This window comes from Klebsiella sp. KE9456, from assembly GCF_043832615.1.
GTDB lineage: Bacteria > Pseudomonadota > Gammaproteobacteria > Enterobacterales > Enterobacteriaceae > Klebsiella > Klebsiella indica.
The window spans coordinates 194,059-217,442 of record NZ_JBDYQK010000010.1 but is presented as its reverse complement, the minus strand read 5'-3'; the positions used below and the strand labels follow the sequence as shown (position 1 = coordinate 217,442).

Genomic DNA, 23,384 nt, shown 5'->3' with positions numbered 1-23,384 from the left:
GGTATTGCACTGCGAAAAACACAAAAAAGCCGCCCTGAGGCGGCTTCTTCAGCAACTTACTTGCTGGAACCCGGTAAGCTGAAGCGCTTGTTGAAGCGGTCAACACGACCACCGGTCGCAACATCACGCTGCTTGCCAGTGTAGAACGGGTGGCATTTACCGCACACGTCGAGGTTCAGGTCGTGACCTACGGTAGAACGGATTTTCATGACGTTACCGCAAGAGCAGGAAGCAGTAACTTCGTCGTATTTCGGATGAATATCTTTTTTCATGGGAGAACCTCAGTTAAGGCCGCGTCGCTCTTCCAGCCCTAACGCCAGACACCACGCGATGTTAATAATTTCCCGGCGCGATCCCGCTAAGTGAAATCCCCGGGTAATAGATTTTGATGCCGGACAACATGCATCAAAGGCGGCGAATCATACAGAATTTAACCAGCATATGCAAACTGATCCGCGCCCCTTTACCACAATGTGTATACTAACCCGCCAGATTTCAAGTCAGGAAGATTACATGCTCGTCGCTCACGTTGCCCTGCCCGTTCCGCTGCCCCGCACCTTTGACTATGTGCTGCCTGACGGTATGCCGGTCAAAGCAGGCTGCCGCGTGCGCATCCCGTTCGGTAAACAGGAACGGACGGGCATTGTCGTGTCGATCGGCACACACAGTGAATTACCGCTCGACGACCTCAAGCCGGTTGCTGAGGCCCTCGACACCGAACCGGTGTTCTCCTCTTCAGTCTGGCAATTGCTGCTCTGGGCAGCGGACTACTACCACCATCCCATTGGCGATGTGTTATTCCACGCGCTGCCCATTCCGCTCCGCCAGGGGAAACCTGCCAACGCGACCCCGCTATGGTACTGGTTTGCCAGCGAACAGGGGCAAGCGGTTGACATAAACAGCCTTAAGCGCTCGCCAAAGCAGCAAAAAGCGCTGGTGGCCCTGCGTCAGGGAAAAATCTGGCGGCATCAGGTTGCCGAGCTGGAATTTAGCGATACCGTTTTACAGGCACTGAGGAGTAAAGGTCTTGCCGAACTGGCCAGCGAAGCGCCGGCCATTACCGACTGGCGGGCAAGCTTTTCGGTGCCCGGCGAGCGCCTGCGCCTCAACACCGAACAAGCGACCGCCGTTGGGGCCATTCACAGCGCCTCAGACAGTTTTTCCGCCTGGCTGCTGGCCGGGATCACCGGCTCCGGGAAAACGGAAGTTTATCTGAGCGTTCTCGAAAACGTACTGGCGCAGGGGCGTCAGGCGCTGGTCATGGTGCCGGAAATCGGCCTGACGCCGCAGACTATCGCCCGGTTCCGCCACCGTTTTAACGCCCCGGTAGAAGTACTGCATTCGGGCCTTAACGACAGCGAGCGCCTCTCCGCATGGCTGAAAGCCAAAAACGGTGAAGCGGCGATTGTGATCGGCACTCGTTCGTCACTGTTTACGCCATTTAAAGATCTCGGAGTGATCGTGATCGACGAAGAGCACGACAGCTCTTATAAACAGCAGGAAGGCTGGCGCTATCACGCACGGGACCTCGCGGTCTGGCGCGCCCATAGCGAGCAAATTCCGATCATTCTCGGCTCGGCGACGCCGGCGCTGGAGACGCTGCATAACGTCCGCCAGGGCAAGTATCGCCAGTTGAAACTGACCAAACGCGCAGGCAATGCGCGCCCGGCTCAACAACATGTTCTGGATTTAAAAGGTCAGCCGTTGCAGGCCGGGCTTTCTCCGGCGCTGATCGGTCGCATGCGTCAGCATCTACAGGCCGATAACCAGGTGATTTTGTTTTTAAACCGCCGCGGCTTCGCGCCGGCGCTGCTGTGTCACGACTGCGGCTGGATCGCCGAATGCCCGCGCTGCGACAGCTACTATACGTTGCACCAGGCCCAGCAGCATCTGCGCTGCCACCACTGCGACAGCCAGCGCCCGGTTCCGCGCCAGTGCCCTTCCTGCGGTTCGACGCACCTGGTACCGGTCGGCCTGGGCACCGAACAGCTTGAACAGGCGCTGGGCCCGCTGTTTCCTGGTATACCCATTTCGCGTATCGACAGAGACACCACCAGCCGCAAAGGTGCGCTGGAGCAATATCTTGCCGACGTGAATCGCGGCGGCGCGCGTATTCTTATCGGCACCCAAATGCTGGCGAAAGGCCATCACTTCCCGGACGTGACGCTGGTTTCCCTGCTGGATGTTGACGGCGCGCTATTTTCCGCTGATTTCCGTTCAGCGGAGCGCTTCGCCCAGCTCTACACTCAGGTTTCAGGTCGGGCAGGACGTGCCGGTAAACAGGGCGAGGTGATCCTGCAGACTCACCACCCGGAACACCCGTTGCTGCAAACGCTGCTGTATAAAGGCTATGACGCCTTTGCCGGGCAGGCTCTGGCAGAACGACAAAGCATGCAGCTCCCGCCGTGGACCAGCCATGTACTGATTCGCGCGGAAGATCATACCAATCAGCAGGCCCCGCTCTTTTTACAGCAGTTACGCAATCTATTACAGGCCAGCCCGCTGGCCGACAATAAGCTGTGGATACTCGGTCCTGTTCCGGCGCTGGCGCCAAAGCGCGGAGGGCGCTGGCGCTGGCAAATTCTTCTCCAGCACCCGTCGCGCATGCATCTGCAGCATATCGTCAGCGGGACGCTGGCATTGATAAACACGCTACCGGAAGCACGCAAAGTGAAATGGATTGTGGATGTCGATCCTATTGAAAGCTAAGACGTCTATTGCGAGGCGGATCGAAAAATCTAACCTCCATCACGTTTTTGATGAAAATTCTGTAACTCTCTGGATGTACTATCTGTTAAAAATGTGGCTGATGTCAGAACGCCAGGGATGTGTCTGCGCCGGTCAGCGAGGAGAAAACAGGTGAAACCCAAAAAACAGGCTGTTGCCGCCACCATGAAAGACGTCGCCCAGAAGGCAAACGTCTCCACGGCAACCGTATCCCGAGCGTTAATGAACCCCGATAAGGTTTCGCAGAGTACCCGCAATCGGGTAGAGCAGGCCGCACTTGAAGTCGGCTATCTGCCGCAATCGCTCGGACGCAATATGAAACGCAATGAATCGCGCACCATCCTGGTGATTGTGCCCGATATTTGCGATCCCTTTTTCAGCGAGATTATTCGCGGTATTGAAGTCACGGCGGCAAAGCAGGAATATCTGGTCCTCATTGGCGATTGCGCCCACCAGAATCGCCAGGAAAAAACCTTTATCGATCTGATTATCACCAAGCAGATCGACGGGATGCTGCTGCTGGGCTCCCGTTTACCCTTCGATGCTGGCGTGGAAGAGCAGCGCAATCTGCCGCCAATGGTCATGGCTAACGAGTTTGCTCCCGAGCTGGAGCTGCCGACAGTGCATATTGATAACCTCACCGCCGCATTCAATGCCGTTAACTACCTGCGCGAGCTGGGGCACCGCCACATTGCCTGTATCGCCGGGCCGGAAGAGATGCCGCTATGTCATTATCGCCTGCAAGGCTATGTCCAGGCGCTGCGCCGCAGCGGAATAACCGTCGATCCGCACTACATCGCCCGTGGCAATTTTACTTATGAAGCCGGCGCCATGGCGCTGGAGCAACTTCTGGCGCTGCCAGTGCCGCCAACGGCGCTCTTCTGTCATAGCGATATTATGGCGCTGGGCGCGCTATCGCTGGCAAAACGCCGCGGTCTGAAAGTGCCTGAAGATCTCTCTATTGTGGGTTTTGATAACATCTCTTTGTCTGAATTTTGCGATCCGCCATTGACGACAGTTGCGCAACCACGTTTTGATATTGGCCGCGAAGCGATGCTGCTTTTGCTGGATCAGTTGCATGGGCATAACGTCAACAGCGGTTCACGACTACTCGACTGCGAGCTGATTATTCGCGGTAGTACGCGCAATATCCGAACATAACCACAGGCTTTCGGGCCTGCTCTTCTGGTCAAAGGCCCGCCACTTAAGTAACATGTCGGGCTGAAAAACGAATAAGACAGCGAAACGATAGTGGCACAACGAGATTATGTACGCCGCAGCCAACCGGCTTCTTCGCGGCGCAAAAAGAGCAATACCCGAAGCTCAAGGAACAAGCAAAGCGGCATTTCTGCGGTGTCACCCGCTATGGTCGCAATCGCGGCAGCCGTGCTGGTGGCCTTTATCGGTGGACTGTACTTCATTACGCACCATAAGAAAGAAGAAACCGCGGTATTGCAAAATCGCCAGGCGACAGGCAACGGTTTACCGCCAAAGCCAGAAGAGCGCTGGCGCTATATTAAAGAGCTGGAGAGCCGCCAGCCTGGAGTACGTGCGCCAACGGAACCGACAGCCGGCGGCGAAGTCATGAAGCCGGAGCAACTGACGGACGAGCAGCGTCAGCTACTGGCGCAAATGCAGGCCGATATGCGTCAACAGCCCACGCAGTTGACCGAAGTGCCGTGGAACGAACAAACACCGGCACAGCGCCAGCAAACGCTGCAGCGTCAGCGTCTGGCTCAGCAACAGTTAGCGCAGTCCCGGCAGCAGGCACCGATCCAGCAGCCGCGCACCCAGCCGCGGGTTGTGGAGCAGCCCAAACCGGTACAGCAGCCGAAACAAACTGCATCAAATCAGCAGCCGTATCAGGATCTGCTGCAAACGCCTGCGCATACCAATACGACGCAACCTAAAACTCAGGCCGCCGCTCCGGTGACCCGCGTTGAGGACGCGCCAAAAGCCGCGGCGACGGAGAAAAAAGACGATCGTAGCTGGATGATTCAGTGTGGGTCTTTCAAAGGCGCCGAGCAGGCGGAGACCGTTCGTGCTCAACTGGCATTTGAAGGCTTCTCCTCGCACATCACCACCAATAACGGCTGGAACCGGGTAGTGATTGGGCCGCTGAAGGGCAAAGAAAACGCCAGCAATATGATTGAACGGCTGAAAATGGCCGGACACGCAAACTGCATTCGTCTCGCCGTCAGGGGTTGAAACCCGCAAAATCCCCCCCATCTATAATTGCATTCTGCCCCGCATCACTGCGGGGCCTCTATTTCGCTTTTGTAACCAAGGGGTCTGCTCGTGACTACAATTGTAAGTGTTCGCCGTAACGGTCATGTCGTGATTGCTGGTGATGGCCAGGCCACACTGGGCAACACCGTAATGAAAGGCAACGTGAAAAAAGTGCGCCGTCTGTATAACGACAAAGTGATCGCAGGCTTCGCTGGCGGCACCGCTGACGCTTTCACGCTGTTCGAACTGTTTGAACGTAAGCTGGAAATGCATCAGGGACATCTGGTCAAAGCCGCCGTTGAACTGGCGAAAGACTGGCGAACCGATCGCATGCTGCGCAAGCTGGAAGCCCTGCTGGCCGTAGCTGACGAAAACGCATCACTTATCATCACCGGTAACGGTGACGTGGTGCAGCCAGAAAACGATTTGATTGCCATCGGTTCCGGCGGTCCTTACGCCCAGGCTGCGGCGCGTGCTTTACTGGAAAATACCGATATGAGCGCACGCGATATCGCAGAGAAAGCGTTGAATATTGCAGGTGATATCTGCATTTATACCAACCACTTCCATACCATCGAAGAATTACCGTCTAAAGCGTAAGGATCTCCCATGTCTGAAATGACCCCACGCGAAATTGTCAGCGAACTGGACAAACATATTATCGGCCAGGATGCCGCCAAGCGTTCCGTCGCCATCGCGCTGCGCAACCGCTGGCGTCGTATGCAGCTTAACGAAGAGCTGCGTCACGAAGTCACACCGAAAAATATCCTGATGATCGGCCCTACCGGCGTCGGTAAAACCGAAATCGCACGCCGTCTGGCAAAGCTCGCCAACGCGCCGTTCATCAAAGTCGAAGCGACGAAATTCACTGAAGTGGGCTATGTTGGTAAGGAAGTGGATTCAATTATCCGCGATCTGACCGATGCGGCGATCAAAATGGTTCGCATGCAGTCCATCGATAAAAACCGCTATCGCGCAGAAGAACTGGCGGAAGAACGCATCCTCGACGTACTGATCCCCCCGCCAAAAAACAACTGGGGTCAGGCCGAACAGCCTCAGGAGCCTTCCGCGGCGCGCCAGTCTTTCCGCAAAAAACTGCGTGAAGGGCAGCTTGACGATAAAGAGATTGAGATCGAGCTCGCCGCTGCGCCGATGGGCGTTGAAATCATGTCCCCTCCGGGCATGGAAGAGATGACCAGCCAGTTGCAGTCTATGTTCCAGAACCTCGGCGGTCAGAAGCAAAAACCGCGTAAGCTGAAAATCAAAGACGCGATGAAGCTGCTGGTTGAAGAAGAAGCGGCGAAACTGGTAAACCCGGAAGAGCTGAAGCAGGATGCCATTGAGGCCGTTGAACAGCACGGTATCGTGTTTATCGACGAAATCGACAAAATCTGTAAGCGTGGCGGCAACACTTCTGGCCCCGATGTTTCACGCGAAGGCGTGCAGCGCGACCTGCTGCCGCTGGTTGAAGGCTGCACGGTCTCCACCAAACACGGAATGGTCAAAACCGATCACATCCTGTTTATCGCCTCCGGGGCGTTCCAGGTGGCCAGTCCATCGGACCTGATCCCTGAGCTGCAAGGGCGTCTGCCGATTCGTGTTGAACTGAAAGCGCTAACCACACACGATTTTGAGCGCATCCTGACCGAGCCAAACGCCTCCATCACTGTGCAGTATAAAGCGCTGATGGCAACCGAAGGCGTCAATATCGAGTTCACGGAAGATGGCATCAAGCGCATCGCTCAGGCCGCATGGCAGGTTAACGAAACCACCGAGAACATCGGGGCCCGTCGTCTGCATACCGTGTTGGAGCGTCTGATCGAAGACATCTCCTACGACGCCAGTGAAATGAATGGGCAAACCGTGACCATTGATGCGGAATATGTCGGTAAGCATCTGGATGTACTGGTGGCAGATGAAGATCTGAGTCGTTTTATCTTATAATCCGGTTCAATATAATTTCATCACTATAGATGGGGCTATAGATACCCTGATAATTCAAGTTGCATGACAAAACGGTTGACCGTTTTGAACAACGCTGGTGCCCGCCCGCCGGGGCGAAGCCCATGGGTGGGCCGGGTAATCCGCAGCCAACGCACCCGCAGCTTGAAGTATGATGGGTAGAGCCCCATTTTTTATTGGCCGGGACATATGACTGAACACGCTATCACTCGCACCCAGGCCTGGCTGGAAAGCCTGCGCCCGAAAACATTACCTCTGGCCTTCGCCGCTATCATTGTCGGCTCCGCTCTTGCCTGGCATCAGGGGCGTTTCGATCCCTGGATCGCCCTACTGGCCATTATTACCGCGGGTTTACTGCAAATACTCTCCAATCTGGCCAACGATTATGGCGACGCGGTAAAAGGCAGCGACAAACCCGATCGCATTGGCCCCCTGCGCGGCATGCAAAAAGGGGCTATCACCCAGGCGCAGATGAAACGCGCGTTAATGCTGACCGTGGTGCTGATTTGTCTCTCCGGTCTGGCGCTGCTGTTTTTTGCCTGGCAAACTATGGCCGACTTTATTGGTTTTATGGTGCTTGGCGGGCTGGCCATCATCGCGGCCATTACTTACACCGTCGGCACGCGTCCTTACGGATATATCGGTCTCGGCGATATTTCGGTGCTGGTATTTTTCGGCTGGCTCAGCGTCGTCGGAAGCTGGTACCTCCAGGTACACAGCGTTGAAGCGGTCATTTTTTTACCGGCAACCGCCTGCGGCCTGCTGGCAACGGCGGTACTGAATATTAACAACCTGCGTGATATCGATAGTGACCGCGACAACGGTAAGAACACCCTTGCGGTACGTCTGGGGCCCGTTAACGCCCGCCGTTATCATGCCTGTCTGTTGATTGGCTCGCTGCTGTGCCTGGCGCTGTTTAATCTCATGTCCCTTCATAGCCTCTGGGGCTGGTTGTTCCTGTTGGCTACGCCTCTGCTGGTCAAGCAGGCGCGTTTTGTGATGCGCGAGCGCGATCCGATAGCGATGCGTCCGATGCTGGAAAGAACCGTAAAAGGCGCTTTACTGACCAACCTGTTGTTTGTTATCGGAATTATTTGCAATAAGCTTGTCGGTTAACTGACAAATATCAATTAACAATTGATGATTTTGCCAACAACACGATTCACGCGATATACTGGAAATTCTCGCAGCAACTGAACGTTAAGCCTATGAAATACGATACTTCCGAGCTTTGTGACATCTACCAGGAGGATGTCAACGTCGTGGAACCTCTGTTCTCCAATTTTGGGGGGCGGTCGTCGTTTGGGGGACAAATCATCACGGTGAAATGTTTCGAGGATAACGGGTTGCTCTACGATCTGCTCGAACAGAACGGCCGAGGTCATGTCCTGTTGGTTGATGGCGGTGGTTCCGTTCGGCGTGCGTTAATTGACGCAGACCTGGCGCGCCTGGCCGTGCAAAACGAGTGGGAAGGGTTAGTCATCTATGGCGCGGTGCGCCAGGTTGACGATCTGGAAGACCTGGATATTGGCATCCAGGCACTGGCTGCTATTCCTGTGGGCGCAGCGGGCGAAGGTATTGGCGAAAGCGACATTCGCGTCAACTTCGGCGGCGTCACCTTCTTTTCCGGCGATCATCTGTACGCCGATAATACCGGGATCATCCTCTCCGAAGATCCCCTGGATATTGAGTAACATCCACTCGTAAAAAAGGCCTTCTCAGAGAGAAGGCCTTGTTGTTACCGCCAGAACCTTTAGTACAGCTTCTTCGCGCACTCCAGCCAGTCGCTTTTGAACGGACGCTTCATGTTTTCGATGGCGTCGATAATGTCGTGGTGCACCAGTTTCTCGTTCTGAATACCGACGCAGCGGCCACCGAAGCCCTGCAACAGCAGTTCAATCGCATACGCCCCCATACGGGATGCCAGAATACGGTCATAAGGAACCGGAGAACCGCCGCGCTGAATGTGGCCCAGAACGGTCGCGCGCGTTTCACGGCCTGTCTCTTTCTCAATAAACTGAGCCAGTTCATCGATGTCGCACATATGCTCAGTGATGGCCACGATAGCGTGCTTTTTGCCTTTGGCGATACCGGCCTTAATTTCAGCCACCAGGTCTTCACGCGTGTATTCAACCTCAGGAACCATGATGAATTCACAGCCACCGGAGATTGCCGCCGCCAGCGTCAGGTCGCCGCAGTAACGCCCCATGACCTCAACGACAGAAATGCGCTGGTGAGAGGAGGAGGTGTCGCGCAGGCGGTCAATCGCCTCAACAACCGTGCTCAGCGCGGTAAAGAAACCAATGGTGTAGTCAGTGCCTTTAATATCGTTGTCGATCGTGCCTGGCAGGCCGATGCAGGGGAAGCCCATCTCGGTCAGACGCATGGCGCCCATATAGGAACCATCACCGCCGATAACCACTAACGCATCCAGACCGCGTTTTCTCATGTGTTCGATAGCGACGGCGCGCACCTTTTCTTCACGGAATTCCGGAAAGCGCGCTGACCCCAGGAAAGTGCCGCCGCGGTTGATCATATCGGAGACGCTGTAGCGGTCGAGCTGAACCATACGATCTTCATACAAGCCGAGGTAACCGTCATAGATTCCAAAAACTTCCAGACCTTCCGTTAATGCTGCGCGCACAACGCCACGAATTGCTGCGTTCATGCCCGGAGCATCACCGCCACTTGTCAACACACCGATTTTCTTAATCATGACTACCTCTGAACTTAGGAAGCAAAAAATAATCCTGTTGCCTGAAGCGCCCTCTCACCAGGAGTGCACATCAATAATTGCAATAGTATATCAAACGCTTCTGGCTGAATTGATTCAGGTCAGACCAAATGGCGGTAATTTATACAAAAAATGCCGATCCGCCCCACACTTTTACATCAAGTTTACAGACTATAACCTAAAGCTCATAAAACACCCTGCTGCGCAAGCGGCACCACAGAGTTGGGGTCCTGATGGATAATGACATCAGAATCCGGAAAACGGCGCAGAATCGCCTGTTCCACCTGGTCGGCAATCTTATGCGCCTGAACCAGTGGGAGGCTATCTTCCATTTCCAAATGAATCTGAATAAAGCGAGTCGGCCCTGACTGCCGCGTTCGTAGATCGTGCGTCCCGCTAACCCCAGGCCAGCCGGTCACGATATTGATAATTTCCTGGCGTTCCTCATCAGGAAGAGCGCGGTCTAACAATGACTGAACAGCGTCATAAGCCATCCGCAGCGCACTATATAGAATATAGGCACCGATGCCTAATGCAAACAGCGCATCGGCACGATGCCAGCCGTACCAGGAGAGGGCGAGCGCCACCAGAATTGCACCGTTCATCATAACATCGGACTGATAGTGCAGCATATCCGCGCGCACCGCCTGACTTTGCGTTTTTCTCACCACCCAGCGCTGGAACGTCACCAGCGCCAGCGTGCTTAACAACGCAACCAGCGTTACCACCATCCCAACGCCGGCAGCCTTCATCGGCTCAGGACGCACAATGTGCTGAATGCCGGTCAAAAAAAGAAATAACGCCGATCCGGAAATAAACATGCTTTGCGCCAGCGCCGCCAGTGACTCCGCCTTGCCGTGGCCAAAGGTATGTTCTTCATCAGCCGGTTGCAGCGAATAACGCACCACCAGCAGGTTAGTCAGCGAGGCGGCGATATCCACCAGCGAATCCACCAGCGCCGCCAGAATACTCACGGAGCCGGTATACCACCACGCAAAAATTTTGATCAAAAGTAACGCAGAGGCCATCACCGTCGCCGCAATAGCTGCGCGGTTCACCAACTGCCCATAGGATTGATTCATAAACGCTCCTTGCTTCGCAATGCGCTTAGTATAACCCGATCTTTTACCGGGACAGGGAACAAGGAAAACGCCGAATTACAGATAAAAAAAACCCCCACATCATGTGGGGGAAGACAGGGATGGTGTCTATGGCAAGGAAAACAGGGTTTGTTACTGGGGTTGCAGGGTACTGCTATTACTCGAAAACGTTATTGCTGAGCCTTGTTGCATCCTTGAAACTTCACGCAACTGATCCATTCGTTGCTGGTACTTAGTATTTAAAATCGCTTGCTGCTCTGGCGTTAGCAGGTGATACATTTGATTGCGCACTTTTGCCATTTCAACCTGGCGGGCAACCTGCTCCTGCGCCATCTTTTCTGCCTGAGCGCGCACAGCGTTTTCATCAAATTTTTCTGCGGTGACAAGACGATGCATTGTCTCCATTTCACTAACATTAACAGGTGGCCTGTCGTGGCGTGCCTGCTGCATAAGATCACGTAACTGTTGCCGTTGCTGTTCGGTTAAACTTATGCCGTCAAACATATGGCCCTGACTGTTGCGCTGGCTGTCGTCATCACCGGGGAGCCAGTTAACGCTGGCTGCGATTTCAGCGGCCATGCTGGATACACTTAGCATCAACGTTGAGGCCATGACGGCAGCGAGAACATTGCGCATCACATACTCCCAAAACGTTTGTGTCGCGATTCAACGAGAGAGAGTCTACGATGCAGGCTGCAAACATGCGTCAGGGGGTGTAAAACAACGTAAAGTCATGGATTAGCGAGCCTTGATGACGTAATTTCTGCCTCGGAGGTATTTAAACAATGAATAAAATCCTGTTAGTAGATGATGACCGGGAGCTCACCTCCCTGTTAAAAGAGCTGCTCGATATGGAAGGTTTTAATGTGCTCGTGGCCCATGACGGGGAACAGGCGCTGACTCTTCTGGACGACAGCATTGATTTACTTTTGCTTGATGTGATGATGCCGAAGAAAAACGGTATCGATACGCTTAAAGAGTTGCGTCAGACACACCAGACCCCGGTCATCATGCTAACGGCCCGCGGCAGCGAACTGGATCGCGTTCTCGGCCTTGAGCTGGGCGCGGACGACTATTTGCCCAAGCCGTTTAACGATCGTGAGCTGGTGGCGCGTATACGCGCTATTCTGCGCCGTTCGCACTGGAGCGAGCAGCAGCAAACGACCGAGGCCGGCTCGCCTACGCTGGAAGTGGACGCGCTAAGCCTTAACCCTGGTCGCCAGGAAGCCAGTTTCGATGGTCAGACGCTGGAGCTCACCGGTACTGAATTCACCCTGCTCTATCTGCTGGCGCAGCATCTTGGCCAGGTGGTATCGCGTGAACATCTGAGCCAGGAGGTATTAGGTAAACGCCTGACGCCGTTCGATCGTGCGATCGACATGCATATCTCCAACCTGCGACGTAAGTTGCCGGAACGCAAAGATGGCCATCCCTGGTTTAAAACCCTGCGTGGACGCGGTTATCTGATGGTATCGGCTTCATGATCGGTAGTTTGACCGCACGCATCTTCGCTATTTTCTGGCTGACGCTGGCACTGGTGTTGATGCTGGTTTTGATGCTGCCCAAGCTGGATTCGCGCCAGATGACGGAGCTGCTGGAGAGTGAGCAACGTCAGGGCATCATGATCGAACAACACGTTGAGGCCGAGCTGGCGAACGATCCGCCGAACGACCTGATGTGGTGGCGTCGTCTGTTTCGCGCCATTGATAAGTGGGCGCCGCCGGGCCAGCGTTTACTGCTGGTTACCAGTGAAGGCCGCGTTATCGGTGCCGAACGCAACGAAATGCAGATCATCCGCAATTTTATCGGCCAGGCGGATAACGCCGCTCACCCGCAGAAAAAGCGCTATGGCCGCCTGGAAATGGTCGGGCCTTTTTCCGTCAAAGATGGGGAAGATAATTACCAGCTCTATCTGCTTCGGCCTGCCAACACTTCGCAATCAGACTTTATCAATCTGCTTTTCGATCGACCGTTACTGCTGCTGATCGTTACCATGTTAGTTAGCGCTCCGCTGCTATTATGGCTGGCGTGGAGTCTGGCAAAACCGGCACGTAAGCTAAAAAATGCCGCCGATGAGGTCGCCCAGGGCAACCTGCGACAACACCCGGAGCTGGAATCCGGCCCGCAGGAGTTTTTAGCCGCCGGAACCAGCTTTAACCAGATGGTGACGGCCCTGGAGCGCATGATGTCCAGCCAGCATCGTCTGCTATCCGATATCTCCCACGAGCTGCGCACGCCGCTCACACGTTTGCAGTTAGGTACGGCGCTACTGCGCCGCCGCAGCGGCGAGAGTAAAGAGCTGGAACGTATTGAGATGGAGGCCCAACGGCTGGATAGCATGATCAACGACCTGCTGGTAATGTCGCGCAATCAAGCGAAAACCGCGCTGGTCAGCGAGACGGTAAAAGCCAACCAGCTTTGGGGCGAAGTGCTGGATAACGCCACATTTGAAGCCGAACAGGTAGGGAAATCGTTCACCGTGGAGTATCCGCCAGGGCCCTGGCCGCTGTACGGTAATCCCAATGCGCTGGAAAGCGCGCTGGAGAACATCGTGCGTAACGCGCTGCGCTACTCGCATACTAAAATTTCCGTCAGCTTCTCGGTAGACAAAGACGGGATTACGATTAACGTTGATGACGATGGCCCTGGCGTGAGCCCGGAGGATCGCGAGCAAATTTTCCGCCCGTTCTACCGCACCGATGAAGCGCGCGATCGCGAATCTGGCGGCACGGGCCTGGGACTGGCGATTGTCGAAACCGCGATTCAACAGCATCGCGGTTGGGTAAAAGCCGATGACAGCCCGCTGGGCGGTTTACGCTTAACTATCTGGCTGCCGCTGTATAAGCGAACCTGATGCCATCACTCCCGGCTGAGGCTGCCCCAGCCGGGAACATTATTTCCCCCACAACCGCCGCGAATTGTCTTCAATCTGTCCGCTTAAGCGCCGTCTTTGCAAGGTCCGGCTCCAGCTTACCGACAACCCGGCGGCCGCCAGCAGGCGATGATACTGCTCATCATCAAACGGCATTTGCCAGGCAATCACGCCCGCCTCATGGACGCTGATATCGCTTAGCCGGGAAACCCGCTCCAGCGGCGAATCGCTGAACACCTGCCCGCCCGCCAGCACCCGATACAGCCAGCCGGTTTTGCCGCTGTTTTGCACCAATTGCGCCATGTCGCTGACGGCAAAATGATAGTTAAGTTTAAAGCAAGGGGAACGCGGCTGCGTCACCTGAATCAGCGCCGCTCCCCAACGGAAAATATCGCCGATAAAGACGTTTTTTTCCGTCAGCCCTTCCGTCGAAAGATTCTCGCCAAATGCCGGAGCACAGAAAAGATCCGCCTGCTGTGGCAGGTCACGGGCCCAGTGACGGTAATGTTCACGGGGATAGTGACACAACGCACGATCCGGCCCACCGTGAATTTTCTTCTCCGCCTGCTCATCGCCCTCCAGCCCCAAATCGCCGAGAGTCAGTTCGCCATCAACCTGAATTTTACCGATGGCGCTGGGACGGCTGCCGTCATAATCCCTTACCTTGCCGACAAAGACATTCACCGGATAGTGCATCGCTGCTCCTTGTGCTGCAAATATAAAAAAAGCGAGCCATCAGACTCGCTTCTCGTTCAGCACAATGCAACCTTATTTTTTGGCGGCAAAACGCGCTGCGGCTTCGTCCCAGTTCACCACGTCCCAGAACGCTTTAATGTAGTCCGGGCGACGGTTCTGGAATTTCAGGTAGTAAGCGTGTTCCCATACGTCCAGGCCCAGAATCGGGAAGCCGGAAACGCCGGAGATAGCTTCACCCATCAGCGGGGAATCCTGGTTAGCGGTAGAAACCACCGCCAGTTTGTCGCCCTGCAGCACCAGCCACGCCCAGCCGGAGCCGAAACGGGTGGCTGCGGCTTTTTCAAATTCCGCTTTGAAGTTGTCAACGGAACCGAAATCGCGCTCGATAGCTGCTTTCAGGTCGCCCTGCAGCGTGGTACCGGTTTTCAGCCCTTTCCAGAACAGACTGTGGTTAGCGTGACCGCCCGCGTTGTTACGCAGAACGGTTTTTTTGTCTGCTGGCAGCTGATCCAGTTTGGTGATCAGTTCTTCAGCGGACAGGCTGGCGAATTCCGGCAGGCTTTCCAGCGCGGCATTGGCATTATTAACATAGGTCTGGTGGTGTTTAGTGTGATGGATTTCCATCGTCTGCTTGTCGAAGTGCGGTTCCAGGGCATCATAAGCGTACGGCAGGTCTGGCAGTGTATAACTCATAATCATCTCCATTATTGTCGAGCGGCGGGAGTGTTAATGCCGCGTAAGCAGTTGGTTCATTATAGTTAATTAAATGATATTGAAAACGCTTATCAATGCCGTATTTTTAATAAGGTTATAACAGTCCGTTATACAACCGATTTTGTGATGCAGAACAACTAATTAAGTTGATGGTTGCCAGAATGACGTTTCTGGTGGCAACAGCTTAAAGGCGGAAAAAGTGATCGATTTTTACACTCTCCAGTGTCGGAAGAAGATTTATCCGATAAAAAATAGATGAGGATAAAATCAATGGATCACGCGATTACGATGGGTATTTTTTGGCATTTAATAGGCGCGGCCAGCGCGGCCTGTTTTTATGCCCCGTTCAAGAAAGTTAAACACTGGTCCTGGGAAACCATGTGGTCTATTGGCGGAGTCGTCTCCTGGCTGATTCTGCCCTGGGCCATCAGTGCCATGCTATTGCCTGATTTTTGGGCTTATTACAGCTCCTTTAGCGCTTCCACTCTTCTGCCCGTCTTCCTGTTCGGCGCAATGTGGGGGATCGGCAATATCAACTATGGTCTGACCATGCGCTACCTCGGCATGTCGATGGGAATCGGCATCGCCATCGGCATTACGCTGATCGTCGGCACGCTAATGACTCCGATTATCAATGGTCAGTTCGATACCTTAATTAACACCAAAGGCGGCCAGTTGACGCTGCTCGGCGTGCTGGTTGCGGTGATTGGCGTGGGTATCGTCACCCGCGCCGGCCAGCTTAAAGAGCGAAAAATGGGCATCAAAGCAGAGGAGTTCAACCTGAAAAAAGGGCTGATACTGGCGGTGATGTGCGGCATCTTCTCTGCCGGTATGTCATTTGCGATGAATGCCGCCAAACCGATGCATGAAGCCGCCGCCGCGCTCGGCGTTGACCCGCTCTACATTGCGCTGCCAAGCTACGTGGTGATTATGGGCGGTGGCGCGGTGATCAATCTCGGCTTCTGCTTTATCCGCCTGGCAAAAGTAAAAGATCTGTCGATAAAAGCCGACTTCTCACTGGCAAAACCGCTGATCATCAGCAATATTCTGCTTTCCGCGTTGGGCGGCCTGATGTGGTATCTCCAGTTCTTCTTCTATGCCTGGGGCCATGCCCGGATTCCGGCGCAGTATGACTACATGAGCTGGATGCTGCATATGAGCTTCTATGTTCTGTGCGGCGGCCTGGTCGGTCTGGTGCTGAAAGAGTGGAAAAACGCCGGTCGTCGCCCGGTGAGCGTACTGAGCCTCGGCTGCGTGGTGATTATTATTGCCGCCAATATCGTCGGCCTCGGCATGGCGAACTAAGCGGAGTTATGCGGCAGTGCGGCTGCGCTGCCGCCACTGCCCAGGCGTCATGCCAATCTCGCGGTTAAACACCACCGAAAAGTAGTTACTGTCTTCAAACCCGCATTGCATCGCTATTTCGCCAATCAACCGTTCCGTGTGCTGCAGCAGATACTGGGCATGGCAGATGCGTAACTGGCGCAGGTAATGGTTAACGGTCATTCCCGTCTGCTGACGAAACTGCTGGCGTAACGCACGTTCGCTGCACCCTTCCCGCTGGCAAAACCGGTCAAGAAAGAAAGGGCGATTCAGGCTGCCGGCCAGTTCGGTGAGCAGTTTATCGAGTAGCGCTTCACTCTGGGTCGCCGCCAGATTATCGGTGGCGTAGCGATAGCGTTGAAGCATAAGCACCAACTGCGCGAACAGCAGTTCGTCCATATCATCAGCCCGCGCATCGCTGCGGCAGCTCTCATGCTCCAGTTGAGTAATCACCTGCCTGATCTGCGCCATGCCGCTGCTGCCAATCCGCCAGTGCGGGACCCACGGAGTACCGAACAGGCCGGGTATATACGCTGCCCAGTCAAAGTTGAGCCGCAGCCGCTCCGGGCAATAAATCACGTTTTGCAGGACTAAATCATTAACTGAGGCGTAGGAGTGTTTATCTTCCGCGCGAATATAAAACAGGTCGCCGCGGGTAATACGCCACGGACGATCGTTAAGGACATGCAGACCGTTACCGCGCCACACCAGCACCAGTTCACAAAATTCATGGGTATGTTCGGCGAAGACGTTTTGCGGGTAGCGATCGGCGACCGCCACCGCCTGAGCGGGGGAGGCAAAAAATTCATCTTTGCGAAGAATCAGCTGACCTACCACAGCATCAACTCCAGGGCGAATAACGTTTGATACTCGTCATACTTCAGGTTGCCTGCGCGTTGCCAGCGCAAGCGCTGTACAGAACGTCTGCAACCCGAATTATTCAGGGCATATTATTCGCGTTTATGTCTGCTAAAACGTTGACTGCTCTCGCGTTACTGAAGAATGGCGTCACGCCCCTGGCGAATATCGCGCGGAGACCAGTCAAATTCCCGGCGAAAAAGCGTAGAAAAGTGGTTACTGTCGCCGAACCCGCAGCGATAGGCGATATCCGTCACGCTGTCATCGCTATGCCGCAACAGATGCCGCGCTTTTATCAACCGCACCCGGTTCAAATAGCGCTGCGGCGTCAGACCGGTTTGCTGTTTTAACTGCCGATGCAGCGTGCGCAATGACAGGGAAAACTGCGCAGCCACCTCTTCCCAGCAAACATCTTCAGCGAAATGGTCTTCGAGCCAGGCCATCAGATGATTGAGCCGCGCATCATTGTCTGTCGTCTCTTCCGCCAGGCTGCTTTTACGCAGTAACACCAGCAGTTGCATAAAATAAATTTCACGGCTGGCGATGGAATGCATATCCGCGTCCACGCCCACATTCTCTATCTGGCTCACAATCTGACGAACCTGCTGTAAAACGTTCTGGTTGACCCGCCAGTGCGAGAGATAATTCCCCTCCTGCTCCTTCGGCAACAATTCGTTCAGGCTGGACAAAAAACGAAACGCGTCCGGCGCGCGGTAGAGCACATTGGTCAGACATAAATTGTCCGTGTGCTCATAGAGATGACGATCGTGATCGCGAATAAAGCAAACCGATCCGCCGCTGATGGTATAGGGCTGACCGTTGAAAACATGAATCCCGGTGCCGTGCTCCACGATAACAATTTCATGAAAATCATGGTGATGCTCCGGAAAGGCCGATTGCGGAAGCCGCGGTTCAATGGCGACAGTTGAAGCGCCGGACTTAAAGAAATCCACACAGTGCAACATGGTCATAGCCGCTCCTCGAAATGAGAAATTTTATCAATCAGTGGAGCAAATAGTAATCAAGGGGCGGCAATCCAGCCTTCAATTTTTGACCGCAAAATTCGTAAAACCTGCCGCTTTTTCAAGAAACGACGGGAAAGATCGGGAACTGCGGACAACATCACATCTCCCGACGCATCGTTGACAAAACAAAACTGTGACATCTCTCACGGTCACCTTTGCTTTCTTGCCAGGGGCGAATTTCACCTGTCAGTAACAAGAAGGTGAGCCAGGCGCGACTTTTTTAGACTGCATGCAATGATTTTCACAAGGAACTTCCTATGCGTTTTCGTCATTGTGTCGCCGTTGATTTAGGCGCCTCCAGCGGGCGGGTGATGCTCGCCAGCTATACCTCCGGGCAGCAAACCCTGGCGCTGCGTGAGGTTCACCGATTTGCCAATCATTTACAGAAAGTCAATGGATTCGACTGCTGGGATATCGATAGCCTGGAAGGCGAAATTCGCCTCGGGCTGAACAAGGTATGCGAACAGGGCATCCTGATCGATAGCATCGGTATCGATACCTGGGGCGTGGATTATGTCCTGCTGGATAAACAGGGCCAGCGCGTCGGCCTGCCGGTTTCCTATCGCGATGCGCGTACCCAGGGGCTGATGCGCCATGCCGAAGAGCAATTAGGTCGCGAGGAAATCTATCGCCGCAGCGGTATTCAGTTTCTGCCGTTTAACACTCTTTATCAGCTCCGCGCGGTGGTTGAACAGCAGCCGGAACTGGTCAGCCAGGCCGCGCACGCGCTGCTGATCCCGGACTACTTCAGCTTTCGCCTGACCGGTAACATGAACTGGGAATACACCAACGCCACCACCACGCAACTGGTCAATATCAATAACGATAACTGGGACGAAGAGCTGCTGAACTGGACCGGCGCGCCGCGCGAATGGTTCGGTACGCCGACGCATCCCGGCAACGTTATCGGCCACTGGATCTGCCCGCAGGGCAACCCCATCCCGGTGGTGGCCGTCGCCAGCCACGATACCGCCAGCGCGGTCATCGCTTCGCCGCTGGCCGGTAAAAACGCCGCTTATCTCTCTTCAGGCACCTGGTCGCTGATGGGCTTTGAAAGCAAAATCCCCTGCACCAGCGAGGAGGCGCTGAAGGCAAATATCACCAACGAAGGCGGCGCTGAAGGCCGCTATCGGGTGCTGAAAAATATTATGGGCCTGTGGCTACTGCAACGGGTGCTGAAAGAGCAAAACGTCAGCGATCTGCCGCAACTGATCGCGCGTACCGCCGCGCTTCCGGCCTGCCGCGCCATCATTGACTGTAACGACGATCGCTTTATCAATCCGGCCAATATGAGCGCCGAAATCCAGGCCGCCTGCCGCGAATCCGGGCAGCCGATACCTGATAATGACGCTGAACTGGCGCGCTGCATTTTCGACAGTCTGGCGCTGCTGTACGCCCGGGTACTCAATGAACTGGCAACCCTTCGCGGTCAGCCATTCAGCCAGCTCCATATCGTTGGCGGCGGCTGCCAGAACGAACTACTCAACCAGCTGTGCGCGGACGCCTGCGGTATCACCGTGATCGCCGGCCCCATCGAAGCCTCCACGCTGGGAAATATCGGTATCCAGCTCATGACCCTCGACGAACTGAATAACGTCGATGAATTCCGTCAGGTGGTGCGACAGAACTATGCCCTCACCACGTTTACCCCTAATCCTGAAAATGAAATTGCTCGCTTCGTTGCGCAGTTTCAGCCACAACAGAACAAGGAGCTTTGCGCATGACCACTCAACTTGAACAAGCCTGGGAAATTGCCAAACAGCGTTACGCCAGCATCGGCGTGGATGTCGAGGAGGCCTTGCGCCAGCTGGACCGCCTGCCTGTTTCCATGCACTGCTGGCAGGGCGATGACGTCGTCGGTTTCGAAAACCCGGAAGGGAGTCTCACCGGCGGCATTCAGGCCACCGGTAACTATCCGGGTAAAGCCCGTAACGCAACCGAACTACGCGCTGACCTCGAACAGGCGCTGAGCCTGATCCCAGGGCCAAAACGCCTGAACCTGCACGCGCTCTATCTGGAATCGGATACTCCGGTTCCACGTAATGAAATCAAGCCGGAACACTTTAAAAACTGGGTGGAATGGGCGAAAGCCAACAATCTCGGGCTGGATTTTAACCCCTCCTGCTTCTCGCATCCGCTAAGCGCCGATGGTTTTACGCTGTCGCACGCGAACGATGAAATCCGCCAGTTCTGGATCGATCACTGTAAAGCCAGCCGCCGGGTTTCCGCATATTTCGGCGAACAGTTAGGCACCGCGTCGGTCATGAATATCTGGATCCCGGACGGCATGAAAGATATCACCGTTGACCGCTTCGCTCCGCGCCAGCGTCTGCTGAATGCGCTTGATGAAGTCATCAGCGAGAAATTCAACCCGGCTCACCACATTGATGCCGTGGAGAGCAAACTGTTCGGTATCGGCGCGGAAAGCTACACCGTCGGCTCCAATGAGTTCTATATGGGCTACGCCACCAGCCGTCAGACCGCACTGTGCCTGGATGCCGGCCACTTCCACCCGACAGAAGTCATCTCTGACAAAATTTCCGCCGCGATGCTCTATATCCCGCATCTGCTGCTGCACGTCAGCCGCCCGGTACGCTGGGACAGCGACCATGTGGTGCTGCTGGATGATGAAACCCAGGCTATCGCCAGCGAAATCATCCGCCACAACCTGTTCGACCGCGTGCATATCGGCCTCGATTTCTTCGATGCGTCGATTAACCGCATCGCGGCATGGGTTATCGGTACCCGCAATATGAAAAAAGCGCTGCTGCGCGCCCTGCTGGAACCAACCGAACAACTGCGCCAGCTGGAAATCGACGGCGATTACACCGCCCGTCTGGCGCTGCTGGAAGAGCAGAAATCTCTGCCGTGGCAGGCTATCTGGGAGATGTACTGCCAGCGTCACGATACGCCGGCAGGCAGCCAGTGGCTGGATAACGTACGGGCTTACGAAAATGCGGTTCTGAGCCAGCGCGGATAACCATAAGCGGCACATGGCGGGTGATTGACCCGCGCCGAATCAACAGGAAACACTAGACTATGCAGACCATTCTCGACGCCTGGTTCGTCCAGGGCATGATTAAAGCCACTTCCGACGCCTGGCTCAAAGGCTGGGACGAGCGCAACGGCGGCAACCTGACATTGCGTCTCGACGAAGCGGATATCGAACCCTACGCGGCAGATTTCCACGCTAAACCGCGCTATATCGCCCTGAGCCAGCCGATGCCAACGCTGGCCAATCAGCCATTTATTGTCACCGGCTCCGGTAAATTCTTCCGCAACGTCCAGCTCGACCCTGCCGCGAATCTCGGGGTCGTGAAAGTCGACAGTGACGGCGCGGGATACCATATTTTGTGGGGACTGACTCACGATGCGGTGCCCACTTCCGAGCTACCGGCGCACTTCCTGTCGCACAGCGAGCGCATCAAACTGACCAACGGCAAAGACCGCGTGATCATGCACTGCCACGCTACCAACCTGATCGCCCTGACCTACGTGCTGGAAAACAGCAGCGAGCTGTTCACCCGCAAACTGTGGGAAGGCAGCACCGAATGTCTGGTGGTGTTCCCGGACGGCGTCGGCATTCTGCCGTGGATGGTGCCAGGTACTGACGAAATCGGTCAGGCCACCGCCGAGGCAATGCAAAAACACTCGCTGGTGCTGTGGCCGTTCCACGGCGTCTTCGGCAGCGGCCCCAATCTGGACGAAACCTTCGGCCTGATCGATACCGCCGAAAAATCTGCTGAAGTTCTGGTGAAAGTCTATTCAATGGGAGGAATGAAACAAACCATCACTCGCGAAGAGCTGATTGCCCTCGGCAAACGCTTTAATGTTCAACCAATGCAGTCCGCGTTAGACCTTTATCAATAACAACATCGCGCCCCGCTCACTGAGATGGGGCGAACTCTGTCACCTGCAAAATATTCTCTGAGTATTTCGCCATGCAGAAAGTAGGTGTCGCAGTAACTCCTCCGGCGCTTACACGCGTAAGTCACGGAATCAAGCGACAACGCTGCAAAGGCGGAAAACGACGGGAATCTAACTCAATCATGTGGAGTAAAAGCAATGAAAACAAAGACAAGCTTGATCCTCACCGTTGCCGCCCTGGCGTTGTCCGGTTCTGCTTTAGCGGAAGTTAAAATCGCCCTTGTGGCGAAATCACTGGGAAATGGCTTCTTCGAAGCGGCAAACGTTGGTGCCCAGGAGGCGGCCAAAGAGTTAGGCGATGTAAATGTTATCTATACCGGCCCGACCACCACTACCGCCGAAGCGCAGATCGAAGTGCTGAATGGCTTGATCGCTCAAAGAGTCGATGCGATCGCCATTTCCGCTAACGATCCCGACGCCGTGGTGCCGGTGCTGAAAAAAGCAATGCAACGCGGTATTAAAGTGGTTTCATGGGACTCCGGCGTCGCCCCTGCGGGCCGCCAGATCCACCTTAATCCGTCCAATAACGCCTTAATTGGCGAAACCAACGTCAGGCTCGCCGCCGATGCGCTAAAAGCGCTGAACGTTGAAAAAGGCGATGTGGCGATTTTAAGCGCCACCCCGACCTCCACTAACCAGAACATCTGGATTGAGGAGATGAAAAAGGTGCTGCCGAAGTACCCGTCGGTCCATCTGGTGACCGTCGCCTATGGAGATGACCTGTCCGATAAAAGCTACCGCGAAGCGGTAGGGCTGCTGAAGTCATATCCGGATCTGAAAGTGATCGTTTCGCCTTCGTCGGTAGGGATCGTTGCCGCCGCGCAGGCGGTAAAAGACCAGGGCAAAATCGGCAAAGTGTACGTGACCGGGCTGGGGCTACCGTCAGAAATGGCCGGAGCGATTAAGTCCGGCGCCAGCAAAAGCTTCGCCATCTGGAACCCCATTGATCTTGGCTACGCCGCCACTTACCTCGCCGACGATTTAGTCAAAGGCACGGCGAGCAAAACCGAAGCCAGTATGGGCAAACTGGGTAAAGTGAAGCTGGATGCCGATGGTAACGGCGCGATGGGCAAACCGTTCATCTACGATGCCAGCAACATTGATAAGTTCTCAAAAATTTTCTAATCCCTGAGCCCCCACTCCGGCCTTCTCGCAAAGGGAGAGGAAGAAAGCGATGCCCTCTGCGCAATGATGCAGGGCGCGCCGCACAATTCGCT

Annotated in this window: 22 protein-coding genes; 14 read left to right on the top strand and 8 right to left on the bottom strand. The window is 54.9% G+C overall.

What is annotated here, in order from left to right:
• Positions 1 to 56 precede the first annotated feature (56 nt).
• Positions 57 to 272, bottom strand: a complete 216-nt coding sequence (rpmE, locus tag ABK821_RS12680; protein ID WP_138362849.1) for a 50S ribosomal protein L31 — start codon at positions 270 to 272, stop codon at positions 57 to 59.
• 241 nt (positions 273 to 513) lie between these two features.
• On the opposite strand from rpmE, the gene priA reads away from it, so the two are divergent.
• From priA to rraA, 7 genes are all read left to right on the top strand, one after another.
• Entirely contained in the window at positions 514 to 2,709 is a 2,196-nt protein-coding gene (gene priA / locus ABK821_RS12675; RefSeq protein ID WP_343178852.1) for a primosomal protein N', read from the top strand.
• A 150-nt stretch (positions 2,710 to 2,859) separates the two neighbouring features.
• Positions 2,860 to 3,888, top strand: a complete 1,029-nt coding sequence (gene cytR, locus ABK821_RS12670; protein ID WP_142503177.1) for a DNA-binding transcriptional regulator CytR — start codon at positions 2,860 to 2,862, stop codon at positions 3,886 to 3,888.
• A gap of 90 nt (positions 3,889 to 3,978) precedes the next feature.
• On the top strand, positions 3,979 to 4,935 hold the full coding sequence (gene ftsN, locus ABK821_RS12665) for a cell division protein FtsN (protein ID WP_138362846.1): 957 nt from the start codon (positions 3,979 to 3,981) through the stop codon (positions 4,933 to 4,935).
• Between the two features lie 90 nt (positions 4,936 to 5,025).
• A complete protein-coding gene (hslV, locus tag ABK821_RS12660; RefSeq protein ID WP_138362845.1) occupies positions 5,026 to 5,556 on the top strand; it encodes an ATP-dependent protease subunit HslV in 531 nt (176 codons plus the stop codon).
• Between the two features lie 9 nt (positions 5,557 to 5,565).
• On the top strand, positions 5,566 to 6,900 hold the full coding sequence (hslU, locus tag ABK821_RS12655) for an HslU--HslV peptidase ATPase subunit (RefSeq protein WP_138362844.1): 1,335 nt from the start codon (positions 5,566 to 5,568) through the stop codon (positions 6,898 to 6,900).
• Positions 6,901 to 7,107: 207 nt separating this feature from the next.
• Positions 7,108 to 8,034: a 1,4-dihydroxy-2-naphthoate polyprenyltransferase gene (gene menA, locus ABK821_RS12650; protein ID WP_138362843.1), complete on the top strand. Its 927-nt coding sequence runs from the start codon at positions 7,108 to 7,110 to the stop codon at positions 8,032 to 8,034.
• A gap of 92 nt (positions 8,035 to 8,126) precedes the next feature.
• Positions 8,127 to 8,612: a ribonuclease E activity regulator RraA gene (gene rraA, locus ABK821_RS12645; RefSeq protein ID WP_138362842.1), complete on the top strand. Its 486-nt coding sequence runs from the start codon at positions 8,127 to 8,129 to the stop codon at positions 8,610 to 8,612.
• Between the two features lie 59 nt (positions 8,613 to 8,671).
• Here rraA and pfkA read toward each other — a convergent pair whose 3' ends face one another.
• The 3 genes from pfkA to cpxP form a co-directional block, all read right to left on the bottom strand.
• Positions 8,672 to 9,634 (bottom strand): 6-phosphofructokinase, encoded by a 963-nt coding sequence (pfkA, locus tag ABK821_RS12640; RefSeq protein WP_138362841.1) that lies wholly within the window; start codon positions 9,632 to 9,634, stop codon positions 8,672 to 8,674.
• Between the two features lie 203 nt (positions 9,635 to 9,837).
• Positions 9,838 to 10,734, bottom strand: a complete 897-nt coding sequence (fieF, locus tag ABK821_RS12635; RefSeq protein ID WP_138362840.1) for a CDF family cation-efflux transporter FieF — start codon at positions 10,732 to 10,734, stop codon at positions 9,838 to 9,840.
• A 150-nt stretch (positions 10,735 to 10,884) separates the two neighbouring features.
• Positions 10,885 to 11,388, bottom strand: coding sequence for a cell-envelope stress modulator CpxP (cpxP, locus tag ABK821_RS12630; protein WP_138362839.1), 504 nt, complete (start codon positions 11,386 to 11,388; stop codon positions 10,885 to 10,887).
• Between the two features lie 149 nt (positions 11,389 to 11,537).
• Here cpxP and cpxR point away from each other — a divergent pair, with 149 nt between their 5' ends.
• Together cpxR and cpxA are read left to right on the top strand one after the other, a co-directional pair.
• Positions 11,538 to 12,236 carry an envelope stress response regulator transcription factor CpxR gene (gene cpxR, locus ABK821_RS12625; protein WP_138362838.1) on the top strand — a complete coding sequence of 233 codons (699 nt, stop codon included), beginning with the start codon at positions 11,538 to 11,540 and terminating at the stop codon, positions 12,234 to 12,236.
• Positions 12,233 to 13,606, top strand: coding sequence for an envelope stress sensor histidine kinase CpxA (gene cpxA, locus ABK821_RS12620; protein ID WP_138362837.1), 1,374 nt, complete (start codon positions 12,233 to 12,235; stop codon positions 13,604 to 13,606). The genes cpxR and cpxA overlap by 4 nt, the downstream gene beginning before the upstream one ends.
• Positions 13,607 to 13,645: 39 nt before the next feature.
• On the opposite strand, the gene yiiM is transcribed toward cpxA, so the two are convergent.
• A complete protein-coding gene (yiiM, locus tag ABK821_RS12615) occupies positions 13,646 to 14,320 on the bottom strand; it encodes a 6-hydroxyaminopurine reductase (protein WP_142503178.1) in 675 nt (224 codons plus the stop codon).
• A gap of 72 nt (positions 14,321 to 14,392) precedes the next feature.
• Positions 14,393 to 15,013, bottom strand: a complete 621-nt coding sequence (sodA, locus tag ABK821_RS12610; RefSeq protein ID WP_138362835.1) for a superoxide dismutase [Mn] — start codon at positions 15,011 to 15,013, stop codon at positions 14,393 to 14,395.
• A gap of 291 nt (positions 15,014 to 15,304) precedes the next feature.
• On the opposite strand from sodA, the gene rhaT reads away from it, so the two are divergent.
• Complete coding sequence (gene rhaT, locus ABK821_RS12605; protein WP_308561980.1) at positions 15,305 to 16,339, top strand: L-rhamnose/proton symporter RhaT; 1,035 nt, start codon at positions 15,305 to 15,307, stop codon at positions 16,337 to 16,339.
• Between the two features lie 6 nt (positions 16,340 to 16,345).
• On the opposite strand, the gene rhaR is transcribed toward rhaT, so the two are convergent.
• Entirely contained in the window at positions 16,346 to 17,194 is an 849-nt protein-coding gene (gene rhaR, locus ABK821_RS12600; protein ID WP_343178853.1) for an HTH-type transcriptional activator RhaR, read from the bottom strand.
• A gap of 155 nt (positions 17,195 to 17,349) precedes the next feature.
• Complete coding sequence (rhaS, locus tag ABK821_RS12595; protein ID WP_142503180.1) at positions 17,350 to 18,186, bottom strand: HTH-type transcriptional activator RhaS; 837 nt, start codon at positions 18,184 to 18,186, stop codon at positions 17,350 to 17,352.
• A gap of 311 nt (positions 18,187 to 18,497) precedes the next feature.
• Between rhaS (ABK821_RS12595) and rhaB the strand changes: the two genes are divergently transcribed.
• From rhaB to rhaS (ABK821_RS12575), 4 genes are all read left to right on the top strand, one after another.
• The gene (gene rhaB, locus ABK821_RS12590) at positions 18,498 to 19,964 is read left to right on the top strand and encodes a rhamnulokinase (RefSeq protein WP_138362831.1); all 1,467 of its coding nucleotides are present in this window, start codon (positions 18,498 to 18,500) and stop codon (positions 19,962 to 19,964) included.
• On the top strand, positions 19,961 to 21,220 hold the full coding sequence (rhaA, locus tag ABK821_RS12585; RefSeq protein ID WP_138362830.1) for an L-rhamnose isomerase: 1,260 nt from the start codon (positions 19,961 to 19,963) through the stop codon (positions 21,218 to 21,220). Before rhaB ends, rhaA begins: the two co-directional genes overlap by 4 nt.
• A gap of 59 nt (positions 21,221 to 21,279) precedes the next feature.
• Positions 21,280 to 22,110 carry a rhamnulose-1-phosphate aldolase gene (gene rhaD, locus ABK821_RS12580; RefSeq protein WP_142503182.1) on the top strand — a complete coding sequence of 277 codons (831 nt, stop codon included), beginning with the start codon at positions 21,280 to 21,282 and terminating at the stop codon, positions 22,108 to 22,110.
• Between the two features lie 195 nt (positions 22,111 to 22,305).
• Positions 22,306 to 23,292, top strand: a complete 987-nt coding sequence (rhaS, locus tag ABK821_RS12575) for a rhamnose ABC transporter substrate-binding protein (RefSeq protein WP_343178854.1) — start codon at positions 22,306 to 22,308, stop codon at positions 23,290 to 23,292.
• The last annotated feature ends 92 nt before the right edge of the window (positions 23,293 to 23,384 follow it).